Source organism: Aidingimonas lacisalsi (genome assembly GCF_008079445.1).
GTDB lineage: Bacteria > Pseudomonadota > Gammaproteobacteria > Pseudomonadales > Halomonadaceae > Aidingimonas > Aidingimonas lacisalsi.
The window spans coordinates 348,256-373,110 of sequence record NZ_VRYH01000002.1; the positions used below are offsets into that span (position 1 = coordinate 348,256).

Here is a 24,855-nt window from a genome sequence, read left to right on the forward strand (position 1 = left end):
TGCGTAGAAGTGGAGAATCCTGGCGCCATGGCCGATCTTGATGATCTGGCATTCTTCCAGCGACTGGCTCAGCACGGCAGTCTGACTGCCACGGCGCGAGAGTTGGGGCTGTCGTTGTCGGCGGTGAGCAAGCGGCTCAAGCAGCTAGAGGCTCGGTTGGGCGTGGAACTGGCTCATCGCACCACGCGTCGCCTGACGTTGACGGCGGAGGGTGAACTGTACCGCGAGCGAGGGGCAGCCATTCTCGATGACCTCGATGACCTGGAAGAGGCTCTGGGCAACCGCCGCGCCGAGCTGTCGGGGCGCTTGCGTATCAATGCGACCTTTGGATTCGGGCGGCGCCATATCGCGCCGATCCTGTCGGCGTTCTGCGCCGAGCATCCGCATCTGGATGGCTGGCTGGAACTAACCAACTTCCCCTTGAATCTGAGTGACCATGGCTTCGATGTCGGCATTCTGGTTGGCGAACCACCGGATTCACGCTTGGTTGCCCATCGTTTGATGGTCAATCGTCGCATCTTATGTGCGTCGCCGTCGTATTGTGCCACTATGCCTCCGCTCGAGGACCCCTCGGATCTGTCGCGACACCAGTGCCTGGTGGTTCGCGAGAATGACAGCGATTATGCGACTTGGCGCTTCGAGCGTCGTCATTCGGGACATGGTGAACGAACGGTCAAGGTCGGAGGTCGGCTGGCCAGTAACGACGGTGAAGCCATGACCCGCATGGCGGTAGACGGGCACGGTATACTGTTGCGTTCATGGTGGGATGTACATGATCACCTCCGGGCCGGACGTCTGGTCGAAGTGCTGGCGGAATGGCAGGGCGTGCGTGCTGATTTCCATGCCGTCTACGATCAGCGGCGTCACGTACCTGCGCGAATCAGGGCATTCATTGCCTATCTTGAAGATAGGATAGCCGAACGGGTACCGCCGCTGGCCGAAGGGGGAACGCTACCGGCGTGGGTAGAGCCCCACGCGAAAGGGAAGTCATGCAGTGGGCGTGTCATCACGAACGGGAGCTGACACTTGAATATCTTGATGTTTACCAATACCTATGCGCCGATCGTCGGCGGAGTGAGTGAATCCGTCCAACGGCTCAAGGCGCGTTTGCAAGCGGGTGGCCATCAGGTGTTGGTCGTGGCTCCCAAGATGGAAGGTCAGCCACGACGTGAACGAGATGTGATTCGTGTGGCGGCCGTGCAGCATTTCAATGGTAGTGATTTCTCGCTGCCGGTTCCGATACCCGGACAACTCTACGAGGCTATCGAGGCCTTCGACCCGGATATCATTCATTCACATCATCCTTTCCTGCTCGGGGACACGGCCGTTCGTGTAGCCGAGACCTATGGGTTACCGCTGGTTTTCACGCATCACACGCTCTATGAACATTACACACACTATGTACCGGGGGACTCGCCACGAATGCAGCGCTTTGCCGTTGCCCTGGCGACCGAGTACACCCACCTATGCGATGCCGTGATAGCGCCCAGCGAAAGTATTCATCAACTGTTACTGCGCCGAGGCGCCAATCGTCAGATCATGGTGGTTCCCAGTGGCGTCGATGCCAGACGTTTTTCCCAAGGCAATGGGCGGGAGTTGCGACGCTTGCTGCATATTCCTGACACGGCCTATGTCGTGGGACACGTCGGGCGCCTGGCCAAGGAGAAGAATCTACCGTTTCTCGCTGAGGCCGTATCACGGTTTCTACTCGCCAATGAACATGCCCACTTCCTGGTGGTGGGAGACGGCGATGCCCGGGAAACGATGCTTGCGGTCGCTAGCCGCTTTGGTATCGAGACACGCGTCCACTTTACCGGACGCTTGCGTGATCAGGCATTGATCGATGCCTATCACGCCATGGATGTATTTGCCTTCGCCTCACATAGTGAGACACAGGGTATGGTGCTGGTGGAGGCCATGGCGGCGGGCTTACCGGTCGTCGCCATCGCGGCTGCCGGTGTGCATGAGGTGCTGAGGGATGGTGACAATGGCCGTTTACTGCTCGACGACAATGCTGAACAGATGGCCGAGGCATTTGCGGCGTTGGATGACGTCGAGCGCCATCAAGCCATGAGCCATAGGGCTGTCGACACTGCAGCAGCTTTCGATGAAGAGTGCTGTGCCTCGCGATGTCTGGCAGTCTATCGGCAGGTGATTGCGGCCGGTGGCCCCTTCAGACATGCGGATGACAGCGCTTGGGAGCGAGTGAGAGCGCGTCTGGGCGCTGAGTGGCGGATGTTGCGTCACCGCGGCAGAGTACTGCGATCTCTCTTGCAGGACGAGTCGCGCGGTGAGGTTATGCCTGATCAGGATTCGCTGCGTGACCCCGCCCCCAAGTAAAATGGCAGCGATGCTGTCGGTTATCGGGGTGGCGGCTTCCTGTGTCGCTGCTTATAAGCAGCATACCGTTTCATCGCGTATAGCAGTGCGACTCCTGCTGCCAGACCTGCCATGGCCCATACGAATTCCCAGCGATTCTCGGCCTGGACAAGTTCACCGGCTTGGCTACCCAGCAGGGTGATACCCAATAGGCCGGGAACGATGCCCACCACGGAGCCGATCACGTAGTCGAAGAAGCGCAGGTGGAATGCTCCGGCCAGCATGTTGGTCAATGTAAAGGGTGCCAAAGGCAACAAATTGACGATCGTCATGGTACGTATTCCACGCCCGGCGAGATACCGTGAGGCACCACGCAGGTGCTGTCCGCCATGGCGTAGCAAGGCATCGCGGCCCAGGCGACGTCCGACCCAGTAGGTCAATATCGAGGCGGTCATCGTTCCGCCCAAGGCATACAGGAAGCCCCACCAGGGGCCGTATAACAGGCCGGTAGCAGCGACCAGGATACTCAGGGGGAACATCATCAATGAGGCGCTGGCGTAGATGGCAATGATCACCAGAACTGCCCAGGAAGCATCACGCCAGGCCAGACTGCCCTGCGCCAGAGCGAGCAAGGTTTGTGGACTGAGCTGCTGCTGAAGAGCCAGCCATTGCCACAGTGCACCGATCGCGGCGAGTGCGATGAGCAGGGTGACCAGCTTGAATACGGAGAGTCGCATCATTGTCGAGCCAATCCGGGGTAGCAATGCTCGACATAGCATACGGCAGCGTGGCCGGCGGCCCAAACACCGGCGACCACGCTGTAGGGGCTGAGTCGTCTATCAGAGGTCGAACTGTTCTCTGATAATCGGCCATGCCGGGTCACCATCCTGGGTGGTGACGCCATCGAGCATGGTCTCCACGCGCTCGCTATTGTCACGAATCCAGTCGGCCGCCACGGTTTCGGCATCGCGCTCTTCCTGACCGAACTCCTTGATCATCCAGCTCTGCTCTTCGTGGTCGAAAACGAACTGTTCGAAGAATGTGACCACATTGGGGTGTGCGTCGGCATAACCGCTGCGTGCGATAGTCAGGACATCACTCTCACCGTTATTTTCACCGAACAGATCCTTGGGATCCTCAAGATAGTTCATGGAGAATTCCAGGTTCATCCAGTGAGGCGTCCAACCGACCCAGAGAATGGGTTCGTCACGCGACATGGCGTCTCGTGCTGCACTGAGCATACCGACCTCGCTGGTGTCGACCAACTCCCAGTCATTCAACCCCCAGGCATCTTCCTCAATCGCTTCATTGAGGATCTCGCTGGCAGCCGAGCCCGAGCCGAAGCCATGAATCTGGCCTTCGAACATGTCGCGGTTCTCGTCGAGGTCGGCGAAGCTGGTGATACCCTGGTCATGGACGTAGTCCGGTACGGCCAGTGTCATCTGGGCGCCATCGACGTTGTTGGCGAGACTGACGATCGCACCTGCTTCCTCGCGAGGCGTGAACATGTCTTTCTGGGCTGGCATCCAGCCGCCCAGGAAGATATCGAGATCGCCGCTATCCAAGCCTTGATAGATTACCTGAAGGCCGAGTTCCTGGATGGTGGTTTCATAACCCAACGGACTCAATAATTGCTCGGCGATTTCTGTCTTGACGGTAATGCCGGGCCAAGCGGGTACACCGAGGTGAAGCGTTTCGTCATCGGCCTGCGCTGTTGGGACCATTCCAAGCGCGAGTGCGGATATCAGAGTGGTACGTGTCAGGGAGCGAGTCATCTAGGTCTCCTTTAGTGATGGAATCGAGTCATCGATAGGAAAGCCGCCCGTGTTGTCGAGTCGTTGGTGGGCGGTCGTGAGCCGAGTAGGAAGGCCACGCGCTTACCCTTGGCGGGTCAGCACACGCAACCTCGATTCGAGCATGTCGCGGTCCAGGTAGGTGCCCTGCAAATGCCGGCGGCCGGTATTGGGGTCGAAGGCCCTCCGACCATGCAGTACGCGTCGGTTATCGAAAGCGATCATCTCGCCGGGGGCGAGGGCGAATTCGATTTGCTGTTCCGGAGCATGGACGAGTTGCCAGAACGCCTGATAGGCCGCATACCATGGTGCAATCTCATGGGCCGGCAATTGGAGTGTGTCGCGAATCCAGTTGTTGAAGCGGATCTCGACCACGCGCCCATCAGCATCGAGTTCGATAATGGGGGCTCGGATGCCGATATCCTGGGTGTCATCCTGGAAACGAAAATCGATGGTCGTTTCACTGAGTATTCGGAACGCTTCCGGCGCCTGGTCGCGCAGCGCATTGGCCGCCGCGAAGCCATCAGCGAAGATCGATTCACCACCTTCGGCTTCATTTTCCAGGCAATAGAGTAGCTGAATGTCCGGCGGCTGACGCCAGTTGGGCAGGTCCGTGTGCAGCGCCAGACCGATGGCCGTATAGGCCGCATTGTTGGGGTTAGGCTTGGAGCGTACATCGAAGCGGGCACCGAAGTTGGTCGGACGCATCGGGCCGATTCGTTCCGCCAGGCGGCTGACTTCCTCGTCGGCGATCGGGCCGCCGTCGAGCATTACCAACCCATCGCGCAGCAAGGCTTCCAGCCAGGCGCATTCACCCTCCGGACCATTGACGAAGGCGGCATGACCGATGCGCTCTGGAGAGAAGCCGTTTGTCCACGGTTGACGCTCGGGGACCTGATCCTGGCTGCGTGTGCCCGGGCGTCGCTGGTGTAGCCAGCCACCGTCGAACACGCTCTCATGCCCGTCTGCCCAGATGACATGCAAATGGCCCCGCTCCAGGCTGACGTCCTGCGGAGCATCGACGTCGGCCCTGGGTATGTACAAGCGTTCTCGTGTCGTGGCATGGCGGCATTCACTGCAGGCGCAATGATCGCGTAGCCACAAGTAGGGCAGGCTCGCCTGACTGTCATCCGCCCAGGTCAGAAAGACGCCCTGTCCATTGGCTGCGATATCGGTCAACAGAGGCGCGTCGTCGTAACGGGTGAGTTCCCCCATCGCTACACGGGATGGCGCTGAATGATCGTTGGTCATTGAAACGGCAGTGGTCATCGTTACCTCCGGTGTTCTGTTGATCCCTAGGGTGGTGTCTGGCCGTACGAGTGACAAACGATTAATATGACCCCTATGGCCAAGCACAACTTATAACACGCTTTTCCATAAGCGAGGGTTCATGACGTCATTGCCCCCCTTGATGTGGCTGCAGGCCTTCGAGGCCGCCGCCCGCACGCTGAGTTTCACTGCCGCCGGTCGGGAACTGGGAGTGACCCAGGCCGCTATCAGTCAACGCATTCGTCTCCTCGAAGATCGCCTGGGACAGAAACTGTTCGTGCGCCATCCGCGCAGCCTGACCCTGACGCCGGCGGGTCAGGCCTGGCTGCCCAGTATCCACGATGCCTTTACGCGTATTGCCGAAGGCACGACGGAAGTCTTCGGCACCACGCCGGAAAGTCCTGTCACACTGCGTACCACGCCGGTAATGCAGCAGAGTTGGCTGGCGCCACGTCTGCTGGCATTCCACCGTCAGCATCCTGCAGTGGCCGTACGGCTCGTCAGCGCGATCTGGCCGGATGATTTCGGTCCCGAAGGCGCGGATTTGGAAATTCGTTATGGCCGCGGCGACTGGAGTGACGTCGACTGTGTGTCGTTAGGCGACGAACGAATGCGGCCTGCGTGTGCACCGTCACTGGCTGAACGCCTTGACGGACCGGTCGACCTGGCCGGCCATACTCTGCTGCATGCCGTCGGTTTCGCCGTAGGTTGGCCGACCTGGCTGGAGCAGGCCGGCGTGGCGGGAATCGAACGTCAGTGTCCAGCGCTGACCTGCGACAATCAGGTCATGACGCTGGCGTTGGCAAGCCAGGGAGGTGGTGTCGCGCTGACGCATCATCGTCTGCTGGAAAACCGACACGATCTGGTGGCCCCGTTCGACCTGGCCGTACCCAGCATGGAGAGTTTCTGGCTGGTGCGTCCTAAGCGGCGTCAATCGCGGGAGGAAGCATCGCTGTTATGGGAGTGGCTGGTGGGCTCGGTCGCGGATAGCGATGCGTGAGCGTGGGCTTCGTGGGACAAGCGTAATAGCGGATCTTGACGGAAGTAGCGAGACAGCAGTGCATAGAGCGCCGGGTATGCCTTGATCAAGACGTCCGGTGCACTGAAAAAGTGCTCGCAACATACGGCAAAGCACTCACCGGGATGAGTGGCGGCATAGTCGTCGATGGGAGGGGACTCGCCCCGCTCGAGATGGGCCTGCAGATCCTCCCAGACAGTCGTGAAAATGTGGTGCCATTCGTGTGGGTCGATCTCCCTTGGCAGCGGTGGAAATCCGTCGACATCGCTGGCATTGCCAAGGTCGAGCTTGTGAGCGAACTCGTGAATAAGGACGTTGAAACCGTTCCAGTCGCCACTACCCATCAAATCAGGGAAGGAGACGACGACCGGCCCCTGAAATGAAGTCTCGCCGGCTCGCTCATCGACGTACTCATGCATGACTCCGAATTCGTCCATCTCTTCTACCTGGCGTTGGAACGCGTCGGGCAGAATCTGCACTTCATGGACATTGGCGAAGGCCTCCTGATGATCGTCATCGTCCCAGCCCAGCGTCAGCAAGCAGATTTGTGCCGCCAGGGCCAGGTGTGCCGGGAGATCGAAGGACGTTGTTTTCGCGAGTTCTTTGTGCAGACTCACGCGCTTGTCGTGCAAGAAGCGCCAGGCACGCTGACCAAGCTGTTGGGCGTCGTCGTCATTCAGTGCCGCCAACAGCGGAACCCGTGACCGGGCTTCGGCCCAGTCGGTATGCGGAAATGGGTGGCGGCGCTCGAAGCCTCGCGCCTGCCAGTGGCGCAGACGACGGAACATGGTGTCAGTTCTCGTCCACGTTGGCCCCGGATGGCCGGCCCCCGGATTTCCATGACCAGTCGCGCCAACGCAGGTCGAACAAATCCTTGCGGCGATCCTTGAGGTTGGTCACCGAGCCTTCGGCGCGCACGATGGTCAGACGTGTCAGGTCAAGGTCCGAAAACATCACCATCTCGGTGTTGGGCGTGGTTTCCGACAACACGGCATCGTGGGGAAAGGCGAAGTCCGACGGCGAGAACACCGATGACTGGGCGTACTGGATGTCGAGATTTTCGATCGATGGTACGTTGCCCACGCTGCCACATAGAACGACGTAGCATTCGTTTTCGATGGCTCGCGCCTGCGCGCAGTGGCGGACTCGCAGATAACCGTTCTTGGTGTCGGTCCAGAAGGGCACGAAGAGGATGTCCATGTCTTGTTCGGCCAAGACCCGGGATAGTTCCGGGAATTCGACGTCGTAGCAGATCTGGATACCGATTCGGCCGGCATCGGTATCGAAGACGCGCAGTTCGTCCCCCCCATCGATGACCCAGTCGCGGCGCTCCTGGGGCGTGATGTGCAACTTGTCCTGATGCTCGATGGTGCCATCGCGGTGACACAGATAACTGACGTTATAAATGCACTCATCGTCGCGCATCTCGATCATCGAACCGGCGACGATATTGATGTTGTAGGCTACCGCCATGCGCGAGAGTTCGGTAACGAACTGATCGGTGAATTCAGCCAGGAAGCGAATGGCGGCCTGCTGGTCCTGCTGAGCAGCCCGGTCTTGCAGACCCATTAGCGGTGCATTGAACAACTCCGGGAAAACAGCAAAGTCGCTCTGGTAATCGGAGAGCGCATCGACGAAGTACTCGACCTGCTGCAGCACCGATTCCACGGAGTCGAACTCGCGCATCTGCCACTGAACGGCACCGACCCGCACCTGGGTCTTGCGCGTTTCCAGCACCCGTTCGGCGGGTTCGTACAGGATGTTGTTCCACTCCAGCAGAGTAGCGAATCCCTGGGATTTCTCATCCTCCGGCAGGTACTTGCGCAGCAGCCTCTTGACCAGGAAGTCGTTGGCCAACTGGAAGGACAGGATCGGATCGTGGATTTCCTTGCGCGATACCTTGTCGATGTACTCGGTCGGTGAGAGCTCATCGGCATATTGGTGATACTGGGGAATGCGACCGCCCGCCAGGATGGCGCGCAGATTCATCGAACGGCACAGTTCCTTGCGTGCCTCGTACAGACGACGGCCCAGGCGATAGCCTCGGTAGGCAGGATGTATCAACACATCCAGCCCGTACATGGCATCGCCATTGGGAGCGTTGAGGATGATCTCGCGCTTGCCGATCAGGTCGTCGTACTTGTGCGGATTGGAGAATTCGTCGTAATCCACCAGTGCCGTCAGTGCCACCCCGACCAGTCGCCCATCGTCTTCGATCACAATCTGGCCATCGGGAAACTCGCTGATCAGTTTATCGATGGTCAGCTTGGGCCAGGCACCACCAAGATCCTCGTAGACACTGTCCATCAACTGTTTCAGTTGAGGATAGTCTTCTGAGGCCAGGTTACGGAGATTGAGATGCAGGTCGTCAAGAGACATGAGCGGCGTATTCCTGAACGATAAGTGGTCACGATGAGCGCTATTCTAGCACGATGTCGACCCACGCTAGGCAAGCCGCATGACATGTCATCGTCATGTGACTGTCACCCATTGGTCATCGGCAACTGCCACGATTCTTCCTGACATTCTCGCAAGAAGGTCTACGCTAGTGATCAGGAGAGTGCAGGCCGGCGTTGGTGCCGTGTCCCTCTTTGCAGCCAATGGGCGCACCATGCTAGATACCCTGAATAATGATAACAAACGCATCCGCCTCGAGGATGTCAGCAAGGTCTGGGATGGCCTCGCTGCCGTGGACCAGGTGACCTTCGATGTCTCGCCGGGAGAATTCATCATCCTGCTCGGCCCGTCGGGCTGCGGCAAATCCACCACGTTGCGAATGATATCCGGCCTCGAGCAGCCCAGTACCGGGCGTATCTTCATCGGCGAGCGCGACGTGACTCGGGAGTCGCCCGGTGATCGCGGCATCAGCATGGTGTTTCAGTCCTATGCCCTGTTTCCGCACTTGAACGTCGCCGACAACATCGTGTTCGGGTTGCGTAGCCGCAAAGTGCCCAAACCCGAGCGGCAGGAGCGTCTAGCGCAAGTTGCCTCCCAGGTAGGGTTGGAAGCGTATCTGGATCGTAAACCGGCACAGCTATCCGGCGGTCAACGTCAGCGAGTGGCATTGGCCCGAGCGATCATCGCCGAAAATGCGATTTGCCTGATGGATGAACCGCTATCCAATCTGGATGCTCGCCTGCGCGGCGATATGCGTCGTGAAATCAAGGCATTGCAGCAGCGCTTGGGTATGACGGTCATCTATGTCACTCACGACCAGGTCGAGGCCATGAGCATGGGGGATCGCGTCATCCTCATGGAATCGGGGCGGATCGTGCAGGACGGTACGCCTGCCGAGCTTTACAGTCGACCGACTTCTGCATTTGCCGCGTCATTCATCGGCAGCCCGGCGATGAATCTGCTCGAGCTCGAATCCGTTGCAGGGAGAACGGTCATCTCCGAGGAGCCGGCCGTTCCCATTGCGTCGGGCGATGCCAGCCATTGCCTATTAGGCCTGCGCCCGGAAGACATCGTGATTCAACCCGCCGGTGCTGCCGGGATGCCTGCCCGGGTTATCGACAAAGAATATCTTGGCGCCGATACCATCGTCCGCGTACGCGTCGGTAATCAGACACTGCGTGTCCGCCTGCCGGGACAACAGTCGTTGCCGAACGAGCATTGTCGGCTCGATTGGCCGGCAGAAGCCGCCCACTTCTTCACCGCGGACAGTGGCGAACGTCGCGATGATATCACGGCCGTGACACCCGTCATGGCCAATTCCCGCTCGTCCATTTCCCGCGCAACGGCGCAACCGTTTCCGGATCAAGGAGTCAAACGATGACAACACCTATCAAGTCGATCATGCAGGGGCTGTCCCTGGCCGGCCTAGTGGTTGCCGCTGGTCAGGCGACTGCGCAGGAAGAGCCGGTCGAGTTGACGCTCTACTATCCCGTAGCTGTCGGTGGGGCACTGACCGATGTCATCGACGGTCTGGTCGACGATTTCGAGGCGGATCATCCCAACATCGACGTGAATGCGATCTATGCGGGCAACTATGATGACACCCGCGTACGTGCCCTGTCGGCTATTGAGGCGGGGGATGCGCCCCAGTTGTCGGTGCTGTTTTCCATCGATCTCTTCGAGTTGATCGAACAGGACGCCATCGTGCCTTTCGATGATGTGGTCGAAACCGACGAGGAGCGCGCATGGCTCGACAGCTTCTATCCCGGTTTGATGGAGAATGGCCGACTCGACGGTGAAACCTACGGGATCCCCTTTCAGCGCTCGACCATCGTATTGTACTGGAACAAGGATGCGTTCGAGGCGGCCGGTCTCGATCCCGAGCAGCCGCCACAAACCTGGGACGAGATGGCCGAAATGGCCAACACCATTCGTGACGCCGGTGACGGAGACGATCAGTGGGGAGTCATGATTCCTTCCACCGGCTACCCATACTGGATGTTTCAGGCATTGGCATTCCAGAACGGGCATCGTCTGATGAGCGATGATGGCACCGAGGTCTACTTCGATGACCCAGCCGCCGTCGAGGCGTTGGAGTACTGGGTGTCGCTGACCGATGAATACCAGGCGATGCCCGACGGGACCATCGAGTGGGGCACGTTGCGTCAGAACTTCCTCGAAGAGTCGACGGCCATGATGTGGCACAGTACAGGCAACCTGACTGCTGTGCGTGAAGGTGCCGATTTCGACTTCGGTGTGTCAATGTTGCCAGCCAAGGAGCAGCCCGGTAGTCCGACCGGTGGCGGTAATTTCTACCTGTTCAAGGACAGTACCGATGAAGAGAAGCGGGCGGCGATGACCTTCGTTCGCTGGATGACGGCACCCGAGCGGGCCGCCGCCTGGTCGATGGAGACTGGCTATATGGGCGTCAGTGAAGCGGCATACGAAACCGACGCCTTGAGTGATTATGTCGAGGATTTCCCGGCTGCCGCCGTGGCGCGCGACCAGCTCGAACACAGTACGGCGGAATTGTCGACTTACCAGGGCGGACGCGTACGGCGGGCTCTGGATAACGCCGTGCAAGCTGCGTTGACCGGTCAGATGGCTCCTGAAGAGGCGCTACAACAAGCCCAGCAAGAGGCAGAGGCCGCATTGCGCCGCTATGCCCGCTGATGCTGTGACGGCTGATGACGCGGAGAGGGCTGACGCTCTCTCCCGTTGGGAGACTCGATGTGAGGGGTGGGCATGCAGGCGTTAACGTCTCATCGGCATATGCAACTATATGGTGCGCTGCTGTTACTGCCGGCCGCCGTGCTGCTTGCCACGTTCGCGTATCTGCCCACCATCTCGACACTGATCAACAGCCTGTTTCTGCCCGGCATCCGGGGGGAACCGCCAGTCTTCGTCGGGCTCGAAAACTATCAGGTTCTCATCCAGGATGCGACCTTCTGGAAAGTGGCCCGCAATAACCTGTTTTACGCGCTTGGCACGATTCCGACGTCGATTGCCTTGGCGCTGGCAATGGCGTTATTCGTCAATGCCCGCTTACCGGGACGTGGCTTCGTGCGGATGGCCTATTTTACGCCAACCGTTCTGCCGATGATCGCTGCAGCCAATATCTGGATGTTCTTTTATGCACCGCAGATCGGGCTGTTCAATCACTTGCTCGATGTGGTTGGCATCAATGGTCCCAATTGGCTGGGGGACCCGAGTGTGGCACTTTTTTCGGTGATCATGATGACCATCTGGAAGGAAGCCGGGTTCTTCATGATCTTCTATCTGGCCGCACTGCAGAGCATACCGCCGGACCTGAAGGAAGCCGCCGATCTCGAAGGCACCGGCCGTTGGAGTTTCTTCTGGCGTGTCACCTTTCCGTTGCTGATGCCGACGACGCTGTTCGTGATGATCAATGCACTGATCAATGCGGTGAGAGTGGTCGATCATCTTTTCATCCTGACCAAGGGCGGTCCCAACAACGCCACCAATCTATTGCTGTACTACGTTTACGAGAATGCCTTCTCGTTCTTCGATCGCCCCTACGCGGCCACCATCACCGTTATCATTCTCTTGGTCCTTGCCATCGTGGCGACCGTGAAGTTCACCGTGCTGGATCGGCGCATCCATTATCAATGAATGCCGACGGAGTGACGTCATGACGACGGCTGCCCATGCCAACCATTTCGTACCGAGGCGTCGAGCTGGCGTACCCAGGTTGGAAACGCTGGCCGCCTGGTTGCTGGCCCTGATCTGGATCTTTCCGCTCCTCTACGCTGTCTGGGCTGCGATCCATCCCTCGGAATTCGTCGCCAGCTTCGAGCTGTTGGCTCCTCTGACTGTCACGAACTTCATCGAGGCCTGGAACGATGCGCCGTTCGCGCGGTACTACCTCAATACGTTCCTGATGGTTTCCGGTATCGTTATCGGTCAATTCATCGTGTGTACGCTGGCCGGTTTTGCCTTCGCCCGCTTTCCGGTCCCCGGTCGAGACATACTGTTCATGCTGGTACTGATCCAGCTCTTTGTCTTTCCCGAGGTTCTGATTGTCGAAAACTACCGTATCGCCAGCGGATTGGGCCTGATCGATTCCATTGCCGGCATCGGCTTGCCCTACATTGCCAGTGCCTTCGGTATTTTCCTGCTACGCCAGACGTTCAAGACCATTCCCAGGGAACTCGAGGACGCTGCCCGTATTGAAGGATGTAGCTGGATGGGCGTGCTGCTCAAGGTCTACGTTCCATTGGCCAAGCCGACGTATCTGGCGTATGGACTGGTATCTATCAGCCACCACTGGAACAATTTCCTGTGGCCGTTGGTCGTCACCAACTCGGTGGAAACTCGCCCTCTCACCGTGGGTCTCGCGATTTTCTCGGCCCCGGAAACCGGCGTGAATTGGGCCACGATCAGTGCCGCCACGCTGCTCAGCATCGCGCCCCTGTTGATCGCCTTCCTGCTCTTCCAACGCCAGTTCGTGCAGTCGTTCCTGCGGGCGGGGATTCGTTGAGCTAGCCGGTCGTTCATCGCTCAACGCAACTGACTATCCTTGCTGCCGCGTCGATTATAGCCACTGATGGCAGATTGCTGCTTGTCGAGTTCACGCTGGCAGGCAATGCAAAGACGGACTCCAGGCACGGCGTCTCGACGTGCCTGGGGTATTGCCTCCCCACACTCTTCGCAATGCGTCAGACTTTCGCCTTGCGGCAAGTGGCTGCGCGCACGTTCGAGTTCGTCCTGGACTGTGCTTTCAATCTGTTCGTGCACATCGCCATCTTTCGACCAACCGCCTGCCATCGTTGCCTCCCGTCGGTGCATGCGAACCGCGTCGTCTCATGACCTCATGGTAGTCTGGAATAATGGGAAGGTATTGGCCAACATCAGCCGTTACCGGGATGAGCCAGTCGCCTCGTCACGTCGTGCGCTTGGCGTTATGCTGCTGGGCATGACCATTGCTGAATACGCATCTTGTTTGGAGTTAGGCATGACTGGACAACAGATCGGGATCATCGGTACCGGAGTGATGGGCGGGCCCATGGCATGCAACCTTTTGCAGGCCGGATTTTCGGTGCAGGCATGGAATCGCTCTCCTGAGAAGCTGCAGGGGATAGCCGATTTGGGCGGCATCTCCTGTGATTCACCGGAGCAAGCGGCATCCGGTGTGGATGTGTTGATCTGCATGTTAAGTGATGGCCCGACCTGTGATGCCGTTCTGTTCGGTGACGGGGCGGCTGTCGACGCCATGGCCCCGGGGGCGACACTGGTCGTCATGAGTTCGATTCCTGTCGAGACGGCACACGTTCAGGCCGAGCGCTGTCGTGAACGTGGACTGGGGTACCTGGATGCGCCGGTGTCCGGTGGCGAACGAGGAGCCCAGGAAGCCTCTCTGGCGATCATGGTAGGGGGCGAGTCGGAAACGTTCGCGGCCGCCGAGCCGGTATTGACCGTGATGGGGCGGGCGGTGCATGTCGGACCGGCCGGTACCGGGCAGCAAGCCAAACTGGCCAATCAGATGATCGTGGCCAGTACCATTGCCACCGTTGCTGAGGCACTACTGTTCGCCGAACGGGGCGGCGCTGATCCCGCCAAGGTTCGTGATGCCCTATCCGGCGGATTCGCCGATTCGCCGATCATGCGGCAACATGGCTTGCGCATGATCGAGGAATCCTTTGCGCCTGGAGGCGCCGCCAAGTACCAGCTCAAGGACACGCATACTGCCATGGAGCGGGCCGACGTACTGGGGCTGCAATTGCCGGTGGCGACTGTCGCCGATGAATTATTCGAGGCCATGGTTGAACACGGCGACGGTGATCTCGATCACAGTGGCTTGATTCGTGAATTGCGACGCTTGAATGATTGAGCCATCCGATGTCGGAGAGGCCCCGATGCTCAGGACATCTCCTCTGACGTTGCATGCACTGCGGCCATGAACCGTTTCAGCTTGTACTCATTCAGTTTGCCGTCCGTCCGCACTCCGGTACAGATATCGACGCCGAACGGGTTGACCGCCCGTATCGCCTCGCCGACGTTGTCGGCGTTCAGGCCGCCCGCCAGAAATACCGGCACCGGGGAACGTTCAACGATCTGCGCACTCAATGACCAGTCATGAACACGTCCTGTGCCACCCAGTTCCTTGACCGCCAGTGATTGGTTACCTGAGTCGAGCAGCAGGGCGTCGACCTCTGGCGCAATACCGACGGCTTCCGCGACGGAGGCATCGTCGACGACATGGATGACCTGCACCAATGAAATGCCGGGTAACGAACGGCGCAGGGTGTGTAGTGCGTCCACGGTCATTCGATCGCAAAGCTGGAGCGTGTTGACGCCGCACCGTCGTTGTTGCGCGATGATCTCATTGGCATCCGTCTGGCTGGTGAGCAGAAAACGGCCGAGTGGCGGCGGAACCGTGCCTGCGATATCCGCAATGTGCTGTTCTTCGATCACGCCCGGCCCGCTGGGCATTTCCGAGACCAGGCCGAGCGCCGAGGCACCGGCCCGTATGGCGAGATGGGCTTCTGCGGTTGAGCTGATGCAACAGATTTTGACGCGCATGGTTTCCCTCGCTTGTATGACTCTGCTGGCGAATCACTATACATAACCTGGTAGTGAGAGAAATATCCTCCGGCCACAGTCTGCCAGTGCACAAAAAAGGCGCCGCCGAATCAGACACGGGGCGCCCAAGGGGAAGCCTGGGGAGTGTGCGGCAGGTGCACTTAGACGATTGCTGCGACACCGGCCTTGGCGATTTGAACGTCCTGGTCGGGCTTGACGCCGGAGACACCGACACTACCGGCTACCTGACCGTCGACGAGAACCGGTACGCCGCCGGATAACAGGGCTTGCATCGGTGCGGTCACGAAAGCCGTGCGACCATTGTTGATCATCTCTTCGAAGACCTGGGTCTCCTTGCGCCCAATGGCGGCATTGCGCGCTTTTTCGCCGGCGACGCCTGCGCTGAATGGAGCGGCACCGTCAAGACGCCGTAAACCGAGTAGATAGCCACCATCGTCGGCGACGGCAATGGTGACGTTCCAACTGTTGGCTGTGGCTTCTTGCTGAGCCGCATCCAGGATGGCGTTGACGTCGTCGAGGGTGAGCATGGGTTTGGTCTGCATGGGTGTCTCCTTGGTCAGTGTCAAATGACGAGCTATGGGCGATGAGCGCCTTGTGGTGCGAGTGATTGGTCGACAATTTCGATCCAATGCCTGACGGGGGTGCGATCGGCCCCGGCAAGATGGGTCTGACAGCCGATATTGGCCGTGACGATCACCTCCGGGTCGCCGGCTTCCAGCGCATCCAGTTTATTGTCCCGCAGTTGTGTGGCCAGCTCTGGTTGGGTGATCGAATAGGTTCCTGCCGAACCACAGCAGAGATGCGGATCCTGAACCGGTGTCAGCGAGAAGCCGAGTTGTCCGAGAACACCTTCCACGGCACCGTTGAGTTTCTGGGCATGTTGCAGGGTACAGGGACAGTGAAACGCCAGGCGTTTGTGTTCCTTGACGGTCAATGCATCGAGCGATTCATTGCGCAGGACTTCGGCAAGATCCTTGGCGAGTTCGCTGACCCGCTGCGCTTTCTCCGAGTATTGCGGATCATCGGCCAGCATGTCGCCGTACTCCTTGACGAAGGCGCCGCAGCCGCTGGCGGTCTGAACGATCGCCTCGGCACCGGCTTCGATATGTGGCCACCAGGCGTCGATATTGGCGCGCATGCGCTCACGGCCCGCTTCCAGGGCATTGAGATGGAAGTCGATGGCGCCACAGCACCCGGCTTCGCTCACTGGTGTCAGGCCAATGCCAAGACGGTCGAGCACACGCGCAGTCGCTGCATTGGTATTGGGTGACAGGCCAGGCTGGACACAGCCTTCGAGGATCAGCATCTGACGCTCGTGACGTTGGTGGTCCGGTCGGGTGCCGGCATCGAGCGGGGCCGGTGGCATCTTGTCCTTGAGCATACCGGGCACCAGCGGTTTGAACGTCAGGCCGAGCCTGAGCAGCGCCTGAAAGCGCTGGGGATCGACCAACGCTTTGCGCAGCCCGTAGCGAAACGCGCGCTCGGAGGCCTTGCGAGGAACCCGGCGCTCGATTTCCGCGCGGCCGATGTCGAGTAGTTTGTGATATTCGACGCCGGACGGGCAGGTGGTCTCACAGTTGCGGCAAGTCAGACAGCGATCCAGATGCAAGCGCGTCTCTTCGGTGATCCGGTCGTCATCGTCGCGGCTTTCCAAGAGTTCCTTCATCAGGTAGATGCGGCCACGTGGGCCGTCGCGCTCATCACCCAGCAACTGGTAGGTCGGGCAGGTGGCGTTGCAAAACCCGCAGTGCACGCAGGAGCGCAGCACCCGATCGGCTTCGCGTATGTGCGGTTTTTTCAGGTCTTCTTCAGAAAAATGCGTCTGCATGTCAGACCTCCGCGTAGAGTCGGCCAGGATTGAAAATGCCATTGGGATCGAGCGTCGCCTTCAAGTGGCGATGATATTTGGCAACGGTGGGCGCTAATGGCATGAAGGGGTCGCAATCTCCCGGCGTATAACACGTTGCGTGGCCGCCGGCACTGGAGGCAGCGTTGCGCAGGGTGTCGGTAGCGAGTCGGGTTCGTAACCAGCGCTGGGCACCGCCCCAGTCGTAAATCACCGCGGTGTCGTCACCATTTTCCAGTTCGAGAGCTGGCGTATTGTTGGGCAGTGACAATCGCCAGAGCGGGCGGTCGTCTGCACTGGAAAAGAACGCCAGGCGATGTTCCCGCAGATCCGTCCAGAACGTGTTGTCGAGCGTATCGCCTCCCAGACGTTCCCGGGCGGCGGCGACCGAGTTGGCTCCCCCTTCAAGGCGAAGATGCAGGCTGCCATCGTGATAGGTGGCGGCGGTGATCGGCAATGGCTGACGCCCCCAGTCGGCGAGCCGTTCCAGGGCCGATGTCAAAGGTATCGCCAAGCTCAGGCTATGAACAGCGGTCGGTTTGGGCAGGACCTTGAGCGACACCTCGGTCAGTACACCTAGCGTTCCCTGGGCGCCGGCCATTAGCCGCGACAGGTCATATCCAGCGACGTTCTTGATCACTTCGCCCCCGAAACGCAGGTGCTTGCCGTCATGCGTGATCACGCGCGAGCCCAGCACGAAATCCCTCACGCTGCCGGCCCAGGGGCGGCGAGGACCGGACAGGCCTGTCGCAATCATGCCGCCGACCGTGGCAGCGTTGCCGAAATGGGGTGGTTCAAAGGCCAGCATCTGTCCTTCGGCGTCGAGGGCCGCCTCAAGCTCAGTCACCGGTGTGCCGGTGCGTACCGAGACGATCAACTCAACCGGGTCGTAATGGCTGATACCGCGGTGCTCGCGGATGGATAGCGGGTGACCTTGCACCGGTCGGCCATAGAACGCTTTGGTATCACCACCGACGATTTTCAGTGGCGTCTTGTCCATATCGGCTTGGCGAACCTGCTCGCAAAGCGCCTCGGCCATGTCTTGATCATGTTGTGCCATGGTCATCTCTTAGAAACGTGGCAAATCTGGGTGCGGCAATTCGTTGTTATGCACGTGCATGGCGCCGAACTCAGCACAGCGCTGCAACGTGGGAATATTCTTGCCCGGGTTGAGTAGGCGGCGTTCATCGAAGGCCGCCTTGACGGCATGGAAGACCGTGATCTCGTCAGGCTGGAACTGTGTGCACATCTGGTTGATTTTTTCCCGGCCGACACCGTGCTCGCCGGTGATACTACCGCCAGCCTCCACGCACAATTCGAGAATCTTGCCACCAACCTCTTCAGCCAGTTCCAGCTCGCCAGGTTGATTGGCATCGAACAGAACCAGCGGATGCATGTTGCCATCGCCGGCATGAAAGACATTGGCGACAGGCAAGCCTGATTCTTTCGAGAGCGCTGCAATGCCATTGAGCACTCGCGGTAGCTCTCGACGGGGTATCGTGCCGTCCATGCAATAGTAGTCGGGCGACATGCGGCCGACGGCGGGAAAGGCGTTCTTGCGCCCGGCCCAGAAGCGGGCACGTTCAGCGTCGTCGCGGGCGAGGCTGATATCGATGGCACCGGCTGTCTCCAGTATCCGGCGCACCGTGTCGCAGTCATCGTCCACATCCGCTTCGACGCCGTCCAATTCGCACAGCAGGATCGCTTCGGCCTCGACCGGATAGCCGGCATGTACGAAGTCCTCGGCAGCCTGGATGGCGAGTTTGTCCATCATCTCCAGTCCTCCGGGGATAATGCCCGCGGCGATGATGTCGCCGACCGCTTTGCCGGCTTTCTCGACATCGTCGAAGCTAGCCATCAGAACCTTGGCATTCTCGGGGTTGGGCAACAGTTTGACGGTCACTTCGGTGACGATCCCCAGCATTCCTTCGGAACCGGTGAACAGGGCCAGCAGATCGAAGCCGGGAGAATCTAAAGCATCCGAGCCGAGCGTCATGCGCTCGCCTTCGATAGTGATCACCTCGATCTTCAGTATATTGTGAACGGTCAAACCGTACTTGAGGCAGTGCACACCACCGGCGTTTTCAGCCACGTTGCCGCCGATCGAGCACGCGATCTGCGAGGAAGGGTCGGGCGCGTAATAAAGTCCATAGGGTGCAGCGGCTTCGGAAATGGCCAGGTTGCGCACACCGGGTTGTACGCGGGCGATTCGTGCCTCCGGGTCGATCTCGAGAATCTGCTTGAAGCGTGACATGACCAGCAATACCCCTTGCTCCAGGGGGAGCGCTCCGCCGGACAGGCCGGTGCCGGCGCCGCGTGTGACCACCGGCACGCCCATGTCGTGGCAAGTGCGCATGAGCCGTTCGACCTGGTCCAGGGTGTCCGGCAGTGCCACCAGCATGGGCAGGACGCGATAGGCAGACAGTCCATCGCACTCGAAAGGGCGGAGGTCTTCTTCGCGATGCAGTAACGTCAGGCCCTGCACGGCCTCTTGCAGCCGAGTCAGAACCTGTTGTTTATCATTGGCGGGCAACTCACCGTCGAGTCGCTCGTCATACAGGATGTTCATGGCACCCCCATCAAGTCGTTAGGCCGTTTCTTGCGTCGTACTCCGGTTGGCCTTTGCATGCCCAATGTGTGAATTTCCAAGGCCATTGTCCAGCCTTTGGTGTACTGGTAAGACCACTATTTGGATTGTATGATGGAAAACATTTCCAATTTACAGGTTCCACGGAAGATTGACAGCCCCTGGTGCTGTACGGGGCAGATTCCGTTTTTCGGCAGGTAAGGAGTGTCGGGATGTCATCGTCGTCTCAGGAAATTGGTGTGTCGTCACGCACGCCTGATGCGGTAGCCGCCAAGTTGGAACAATTGATTCTCGACGGTGTGTTCCGGCCCGGCCAATTGCTTCCGTCCGAGCGACGGTTGTGCGATCGGTTAGGCGTATCGCGGTCGTCACTCCGAGAAGGTCTGCGCGCCCTGCGCAGCAAGGGCATCATCGAAACGCGCCAGGGGCGTGGATCCGTGGTCGCCCAATTATTGCCCGGTCGAGATGACAGTCCGCTGATGTATCTGTTCCGGGATCACCCCCGCACGCTTTACGATCTACTGGAAGTGCGTTCGCTGCTGGAAGGCGAATCCGCGCGTCTGGCTGCTGAACGCGGGACACCGGCAGATAAAGTCGTGATACGCCGGCGTTACGAGGCGATGCACGACTATGTGCAATCGACGTGCGACGTGGATGTCGAGCATTTGGCTCGCCTTGATCACAGTTTCCATTTGGCCATCTGCCAAGCGTCTCACAATCCTGTACTGGTACATACGCTGCAGAGCCTGACCGACTTGTTGCTGAGTTCCGTATTCGCTTCGGTGAAGAATCTGTACCACCGGCCGGGGCCACGGGAGCAGATCAATCATCAGCACGAAGCGATTTATCTGGCGGTATCGGAAAGTCATCCCGAGCGGGCACGACGAGCGGCCCTGGATCATCTTGCCAGTATCGGTGACAACCTGCGTGATATCGAAGCGGAAAACGAGCGTCTTGAACGCTCGTCAATGCGGCTCGAGGAGTGGTAGTGGACGACGCCCCGATATGAACAGGGGCGTCGGTGGGGGCACACGCTCACCCTAGCTGCCCAGCAAGGGGTCGCCTATACCGATGAGGTAGATGGCGATCAGCCCGATCATGCCACTGGCAATCAGGTAATAGAGCGTCGGCAGGATGGTTCGACGGATCGTCGTACCTTCACGGCCCAGCAAGCCGACCGTCGCCGATGCTGCGACCACGTTGTGGATCGCAATCATGTTACCGGCAGCCGCACCTACCGCTTGCAGTGCGACCATCATCGCCGTGGATACACCCAATTGCTGTGCCACATTGAACTGGAAGTCCGACAGCATGAGGTTGGAGACGGTGTTCGAGCCGGCGATGAAAGCACCGATCGCGCCAATGGCCGGAGAGAACAACGGATAGATATCGCCCACGCCATCGGCAACCAGCCGAGCCATGGCAACCGGCATGGAGACCAGGTCGGCATCATTGACACCGGAATTGATCAGGATCCGGACCATGGGCACAGTGAAGATCAGCACGAAGCCAGCGCCGAGCAGCGTCTTGCTGGACTCCGAGATGGCGGACGTGAGCCTGGCCGGTGTCATGCGATGCAAGAAGAAAGTCACGGCCACCACCATCAACATGATACCGCCGGGGAGATACAGCGGCTGCAGACTACCGCTCACATCCCCTTCACCCAGGATATTGTTCCAGGCGAGGCTGAAGGAGGTGAGAGCCTCCTGTACGGGTGGGATGGTGCGTGAGGCCACGAGGAAAAGAGCCAGCAGGACATAGGGCGCCCAGCCGCGAAAGACTGACATCGGGGCCCGGTCGGTCACTTCGTCGACCTTGATCTGCAGGTTGCCGATCCAGTCGTCCGGCCAGGAACCCGAATCGGGAAAATCCCAGGTATCCTTGGGCAGCAGGAACCCTTTGCGAGCGGCGGGCACGACGATGGCCAGACCGATCATGGCGCCGATCATGGCCGGAAATTCCGGCCCCAGGAACACGCCGACCAGCATGTAAGGAATCACGAAGGCAAGGCCGGTGAAAATCGCAAACGGTGCGATCGACAAACCTTCCGTCCACGAACGGTTGGCGCCGAAGAAGCGCACCATCATGGTGACCAGGATCAACGGCATCAGGACACCGACGATGCCATGGGTAACCGCTACCTCACTGGTGATCAGTTGGAAGAAGGTTTCCCAGTTAGAGCCGTTGGCTTCGAGTGTCTCGGTGATACCGGAGCGATCGAGGCCACTGCTCACACCGACGACAATGGGCGTGCCGACGGCACCGAATGACACCGGCGTGGATTGCAGCATCATGCCCACCATGACGGCAGCCAGGGCCGGGAAACCCAGCGCGACCATCAGCGGTGCCGCCACGGCAGCCGGCGTGCCGAAGCCTGATGCCCCTTCGATGAAGCAGCCGAATAACCAGGCAACGATCAGTGCTTGAACCCGCCTGTCGGGACTGATGCCGGAGAACCCGTTGCGAATGGCAGCAATGCCCCCGGAGTGTTTCAAGGTGTTAAGCAGCAGGATGGCACCGAAGATGATCCACAACAGCGAGGCTGTCTGAATCAAGCCTTGGAAGGTCGACGCCAGAATACGATTGAAGGGGATGTTCCAGGCAAGCAACCCGATCAATGCCGTAACGATGAAAACGATGGGCATGGCGATCTTGGCGGGGATACGGAACCCGATGAGCAAGATTCCAGCCAGTAAGAGCGGCACGAAGGCCAGCAGCCCGAGTAGCGTTTCGTTCATGAAGGCGGTGTCCTCTTGCAATGAAGTGCCTGTTGTTGGGCGATGTATTTATGTTCGCGAATCGCAGTGGCCCCTCCCGCTTGTGGCTTAGGCAGAGGTGTCACTGACGCGAGTAGCAGCAAGATAATCGTCAACGAACCCGTTTGACCATACCTGGAGAATTGGTATTACCAGTTATGTGTTATGCATCGCTAATTAATAAACTTTTGATTTTCTGGTATTAACGTCAAATTCTGGTTGTCCGATCGGCGCATTTTCCGTCGTTGAGTTACGACTAATGGACAACACTTGGATCGGCGATGACTGGGCGCTGACCCTGTGTTTCGGGCAAACTGGTGTGAGTCGTTCCGGGTATCGAGGCGATGGTAAGCTATCAGCATTCCGTGGGAGGACAGACCATGACACGAGAACTTTACGACTTATGCGGTATCGATGAAGGCCTGCGTTTCTCGCCGTATTGCTGGCGGGTCAAGTATGCCCTCGCTCATAAAGGGCTGGAGGTTCAGACACATCCGTGGCACTTCACCGACAAGGAGGCCATCGAGTTCTCCGGCCAGGGCAAGGTGCCGGTGCTGGTGGATGGCGAGTCGGTTGTCAGTGACAGTTATGACATCTTTCGTTATCTCGACCGGACCTATCCCGATTCGCCGCTGCTGGGAGACGCTGCATCCGAAGCGCGTGCTCGCTTCTTCAAGTTCTACGCTGAACGGAGCCTGGCGCCGGGCATATTGCGAACCATCATCATGGACCTTCTCAATGCCATCCATTCCAAGGATCGGGAGTATTTTCGCGAGACCCGCGAGAAAGCCTTCGGACGTACTCTCGAAGAGCTGCACTCCCCCAGCCAGGGATTGAGTCTCCTGGACAAGGCCCTGGAGCCCCTGCGCGGCCGCCTGGAAGAGAGCGACTTCCTGGATGGCGATGCACCGGCGGCGGCCGACTACCTGGTGTTCTCCCCTTTCATGTGGGCGCGGGTCGTTTCCACGGCCGACCTGGTATCGAACGCCGACCCGGTATATGGCTGGATGGAACGCATGCTGGATCTATATGGCGGCCTGGGGCGCAATGCCACGCGGGTCGTCGATATCGAAGGGGCCTATGATGGATGAAGGAAGTACCTTGCCACCTTGCTTTACGCATATCTCGTGAGACTCATGCCGGCCTGTTGCCACAGCGTCAGTTCGAGTCGTTCCAGTAAGCCTTCCAGCCTCGCCTGAGGTTGGGGGCAGGGCTTGCGTCTTGTAACAAGCATTCAGTAATGGGCGAGCCGCGTTGCTGAGTTCCATGACTTCCTCCCGGGAGCACGATCGTTGCTATTTTCGCGAAGATAGCATGCGACTGAAACGTGTGAATCCCCCTGAGAGGGCGTCCTAGCAAGAGAGGCGAGTCCAGAGGGCATCTGTCAGTAAGGCGTGATGCCTCCGGAATTCCGAGATGAAATCATGGGTCAGACGAGATAGTGGCTGATCGCGTGGTGTCAGTAACGCAAACTCTTCGCCGAGATCGGGTTGGAAGGGGCGTAATGCCAAGCTCGATTCGCCGAAGGCAGTGGCACTGATCGGGTCGAGCACCGCGATACCGAGCCCCCTGCTGACCATCCGAGTTGCCTGAAGAGCCAGGGAAACCTCAAGGCGTCGACGCGGCTTGACTTCGGAACTCTCTAACAAGTGATCCAATGCGATTCGCAGTGGATCCCTGGGTTCGAAGCAGATCAGCGTTTCATCGGCTAGGTCATCGATCTGAATGCAGTTTCGCGAAGCCAGTGAGTGGCCAGGTGGTAACGCGCACACGCTGTTCAGTTGATAGGTTTCAGCCACCACGCGGTCATCGTTGTCTGCAACGATCGCAAACCCCAGATCACATCGCTGGGTCATGACGTCTTCAACGACCTGCTGCGAGCGGAAAGTGGTCAATTCGATACGAGCATCGGGATGGGCTGGAGCGAAACTCGCGAGCACATCGGGGAGAAATGTCATGCCCAGTAGTGGCATCGCACTGATACGCAAGCCTCCTACCTCACGTTCTCGAATCCGACGTGCGGTATCACGTAGATGCTCCATTCCGCTCCAGACCTGGGCGACTTCACGATAAAAGATGCGTGCTTCCGGTGTCGGGACGAGTCGCCCTCTCACCCGTTCGAAGAGAGTAAAACCGATATCGTGCTCGAGCTGTTTCAGCAGCCGTGTTACGCCCGGTTGGGCAATCAGCATACGTTCGGCTGCGGCCGAAACGGTACCACTCTCCATGACATGCTTGAATGCTTCGACCTGGCGATCGCGTAGGTAGGGTAAGGCCATAATAAAAAGCTATAGGTTGCCCATCGA

The 24,855-nt window shown here is 59.1% G+C and carries 23 protein-coding genes; 10 read left to right on the forward strand and 13 right to left on the reverse strand.

Features of this window, described 5'->3' with window-relative positions:
* Nucleotides 1–27: 27 nt before the first annotated feature.
* Nucleotides 28–1,023 (forward strand): LysR family transcriptional regulator, encoded by a 996-nt coding sequence (locus FVV99_RS04845; RefSeq protein WP_148252905.1) that lies wholly within the window; start codon nucleotides 28–30, stop codon nucleotides 1,021–1,023.
* Nucleotides 1,024–1,026: 3 nt separating this feature from the next.
* Entirely contained in the window at nucleotides 1,027–2,340 is a 1,314-nt protein-coding gene (locus FVV99_RS04850; RefSeq protein WP_236645296.1) for a glycosyltransferase, read from the forward strand.
* 20 nt (nucleotides 2,341–2,360) lie between these two features.
* On the opposite strand, the gene FVV99_RS04855 is transcribed toward FVV99_RS04850, so the two are convergent.
* From FVV99_RS04855 to FVV99_RS04865, 3 genes are all read right to left on the reverse strand, one after another.
* Nucleotides 2,361–3,059, reverse strand: coding sequence for a TVP38/TMEM64 family protein (locus FVV99_RS04855; RefSeq protein ID WP_236645297.1), 699 nt, complete (start codon nucleotides 3,057–3,059; stop codon nucleotides 2,361–2,363).
* Nucleotides 3,060–3,158: 99 nt separating this feature from the next.
* Entirely contained in the window at nucleotides 3,159–4,094 is a 936-nt protein-coding gene (locus FVV99_RS04860) for an ABC transporter substrate-binding protein (RefSeq protein ID WP_148252906.1), read from the reverse strand.
* 102 nt (nucleotides 4,095–4,196) lie between these two features.
* A complete protein-coding gene (locus tag FVV99_RS04865; protein WP_236645298.1) occupies nucleotides 4,197–5,381 on the reverse strand; it encodes a TauD/TfdA family dioxygenase in 1,185 nt (394 codons plus the stop codon).
* 121 nt (nucleotides 5,382–5,502) lie between these two features.
* Between FVV99_RS04865 and FVV99_RS04870 the strand changes: the two genes are divergently transcribed.
* Complete coding sequence (locus FVV99_RS04870) at nucleotides 5,503–6,381, forward strand: LysR substrate-binding domain-containing protein (RefSeq protein ID WP_148252907.1); 879 nt, start codon at nucleotides 5,503–5,505, stop codon at nucleotides 6,379–6,381.
* Here FVV99_RS04870 and FVV99_RS04875 read toward each other — a convergent pair.
* The gene (locus FVV99_RS04875) at nucleotides 6,312–7,187 is read right to left on the reverse strand and encodes a M90 family metallopeptidase (RefSeq protein ID WP_148252908.1); all 876 of its coding nucleotides are present in this window, start codon (nucleotides 7,185–7,187) and stop codon (nucleotides 6,312–6,314) included. The two genes, FVV99_RS04870 and FVV99_RS04875, sit on opposite strands and share 70 nt — an antisense overlap.
* A gap of 4 nt (nucleotides 7,188–7,191) precedes the next feature.
* Nucleotides 7,192–8,778 (reverse strand): bifunctional GNAT family N-acetyltransferase/carbon-nitrogen hydrolase family protein, encoded by a 1,587-nt coding sequence (locus FVV99_RS04880; protein WP_148252909.1) that lies wholly within the window; start codon nucleotides 8,776–8,778, stop codon nucleotides 7,192–7,194.
* A 232-nt stretch (nucleotides 8,779–9,010) separates the two neighbouring features.
* Here FVV99_RS04880 and FVV99_RS04885 point away from each other — a divergent pair, with 232 nt between their 5' ends.
* The 4 genes from FVV99_RS04885 to FVV99_RS04900 all read left to right on the forward strand — a co-directional run bounded on the left by FVV99_RS04885 (nucleotide 9,011) and on the right by FVV99_RS04900 (nucleotide 13,297).
* On the forward strand, nucleotides 9,011–10,177 hold the full coding sequence (locus tag FVV99_RS04885) for an ABC transporter ATP-binding protein (RefSeq protein ID WP_148252910.1): 1,167 nt from the start codon (nucleotides 9,011–9,013) through the stop codon (nucleotides 10,175–10,177).
* The gene (locus FVV99_RS04890; RefSeq protein WP_236645299.1) at nucleotides 10,174–11,469 is read left to right on the forward strand and encodes an ABC transporter substrate-binding protein; all 1,296 of its coding nucleotides are present in this window, start codon (nucleotides 10,174–10,176) and stop codon (nucleotides 11,467–11,469) included. The genes FVV99_RS04885 and FVV99_RS04890 overlap by 4 nt, the downstream gene beginning before the upstream one ends.
* Nucleotides 11,470–11,541: 72 nt before the next feature.
* Nucleotides 11,542–12,429, forward strand: a complete 888-nt coding sequence (locus tag FVV99_RS04895) for a carbohydrate ABC transporter permease (RefSeq protein WP_148252911.1) — start codon at nucleotides 11,542–11,544, stop codon at nucleotides 12,427–12,429.
* Between the two features lie 19 nt (nucleotides 12,430–12,448).
* Nucleotides 12,449–13,297 (forward strand): carbohydrate ABC transporter permease, encoded by an 849-nt coding sequence (locus FVV99_RS04900; protein WP_148252912.1) that lies wholly within the window; start codon nucleotides 12,449–12,451, stop codon nucleotides 13,295–13,297.
* Nucleotides 13,298–13,317: 20 nt separating this feature from the next.
* On the opposite strand, the gene FVV99_RS04905 is transcribed toward FVV99_RS04900, so the two are convergent.
* On the reverse strand, nucleotides 13,318–13,584 hold the full coding sequence (locus tag FVV99_RS04905) for a DksA/TraR family C4-type zinc finger protein (RefSeq protein ID WP_148252913.1): 267 nt from the start codon (nucleotides 13,582–13,584) through the stop codon (nucleotides 13,318–13,320).
* A gap of 187 nt (nucleotides 13,585–13,771) precedes the next feature.
* Between FVV99_RS04905 and FVV99_RS04910 the strand changes: the two genes are divergently transcribed.
* A complete protein-coding gene (locus FVV99_RS04910) occupies nucleotides 13,772–14,647 on the forward strand; it encodes an NAD(P)-dependent oxidoreductase (protein ID WP_148252914.1) in 876 nt (291 codons plus the stop codon).
* Between the two features lie 29 nt (nucleotides 14,648–14,676).
* On the opposite strand, the gene FVV99_RS04915 is transcribed toward FVV99_RS04910, so the two are convergent.
* The 5 genes from FVV99_RS04915 to glcD all read right to left on the reverse strand — a co-directional run bounded on the left by FVV99_RS04915 (nucleotide 14,677) and on the right by glcD (nucleotide 19,775).
* Nucleotides 14,677–15,339 carry a phosphoribosylanthranilate isomerase gene (locus tag FVV99_RS04915; protein ID WP_148252915.1) on the reverse strand — a complete coding sequence of 221 codons (663 nt, stop codon included), beginning with the start codon at nucleotides 15,337–15,339 and terminating at the stop codon, nucleotides 14,677–14,679.
* 161 nt (nucleotides 15,340–15,500) lie between these two features.
* Nucleotides 15,501–15,902, reverse strand: a complete 402-nt coding sequence (locus FVV99_RS04920) for a heme-binding protein (protein WP_148252916.1) — start codon at nucleotides 15,900–15,902, stop codon at nucleotides 15,501–15,503.
* Nucleotides 15,903–15,934: 32 nt separating this feature from the next.
* Entirely contained in the window at nucleotides 15,935–17,188 is a 1,254-nt protein-coding gene (glcF, locus tag FVV99_RS04925) for a glycolate oxidase subunit GlcF (protein ID WP_148252917.1), read from the reverse strand.
* Between the two features lies 1 nt (nucleotide 17,189).
* Nucleotides 17,190–18,266 carry a glycolate oxidase subunit GlcE gene (gene glcE / locus FVV99_RS04930; protein WP_407921331.1) on the reverse strand — a complete coding sequence of 359 codons (1,077 nt, stop codon included), beginning with the start codon at nucleotides 18,264–18,266 and terminating at the stop codon, nucleotides 17,190–17,192.
* A gap of 9 nt (nucleotides 18,267–18,275) precedes the next feature.
* Nucleotides 18,276–19,775, reverse strand: coding sequence for a glycolate oxidase subunit GlcD (gene glcD / locus FVV99_RS04935; protein ID WP_148252919.1), 1,500 nt, complete (start codon nucleotides 19,773–19,775; stop codon nucleotides 18,276–18,278).
* A gap of 230 nt (nucleotides 19,776–20,005) precedes the next feature.
* Between glcD and glcC the strand changes: the two genes are divergently transcribed.
* A complete protein-coding gene (gene glcC, locus FVV99_RS04940; protein ID WP_148252920.1) occupies nucleotides 20,006–20,782 on the forward strand; it encodes a transcriptional regulator GlcC in 777 nt (258 codons plus the stop codon).
* 51 nt (nucleotides 20,783–20,833) lie between these two features.
* Here the strand turns inward: glcC and FVV99_RS04945 are convergent, their stop codons facing one another.
* The gene (locus FVV99_RS04945) at nucleotides 20,834–22,531 is read right to left on the reverse strand and encodes an L-lactate permease (protein WP_148252921.1); all 1,698 of its coding nucleotides are present in this window, start codon (nucleotides 22,529–22,531) and stop codon (nucleotides 20,834–20,836) included.
* A gap of 398 nt (nucleotides 22,532–22,929) precedes the next feature.
* Here FVV99_RS04945 and FVV99_RS04950 point away from each other — a divergent pair, with 398 nt between their 5' ends.
* Nucleotides 22,930–23,640 carry a glutathione S-transferase N-terminal domain-containing protein gene (locus FVV99_RS04950; RefSeq protein WP_148252922.1) on the forward strand — a complete coding sequence of 237 codons (711 nt, stop codon included), beginning with the start codon at nucleotides 22,930–22,932 and terminating at the stop codon, nucleotides 23,638–23,640.
* A 261-nt stretch (nucleotides 23,641–23,901) separates the two neighbouring features.
* Here the strand turns inward: FVV99_RS04950 and FVV99_RS04955 are convergent, their stop codons facing one another.
* Complete coding sequence (locus FVV99_RS04955) at nucleotides 23,902–24,828, reverse strand: LysR substrate-binding domain-containing protein (RefSeq protein WP_148252923.1); 927 nt, start codon at nucleotides 24,826–24,828, stop codon at nucleotides 23,902–23,904.
* Between the last annotated feature and the right edge of the window lie 27 nt (nucleotides 24,829–24,855).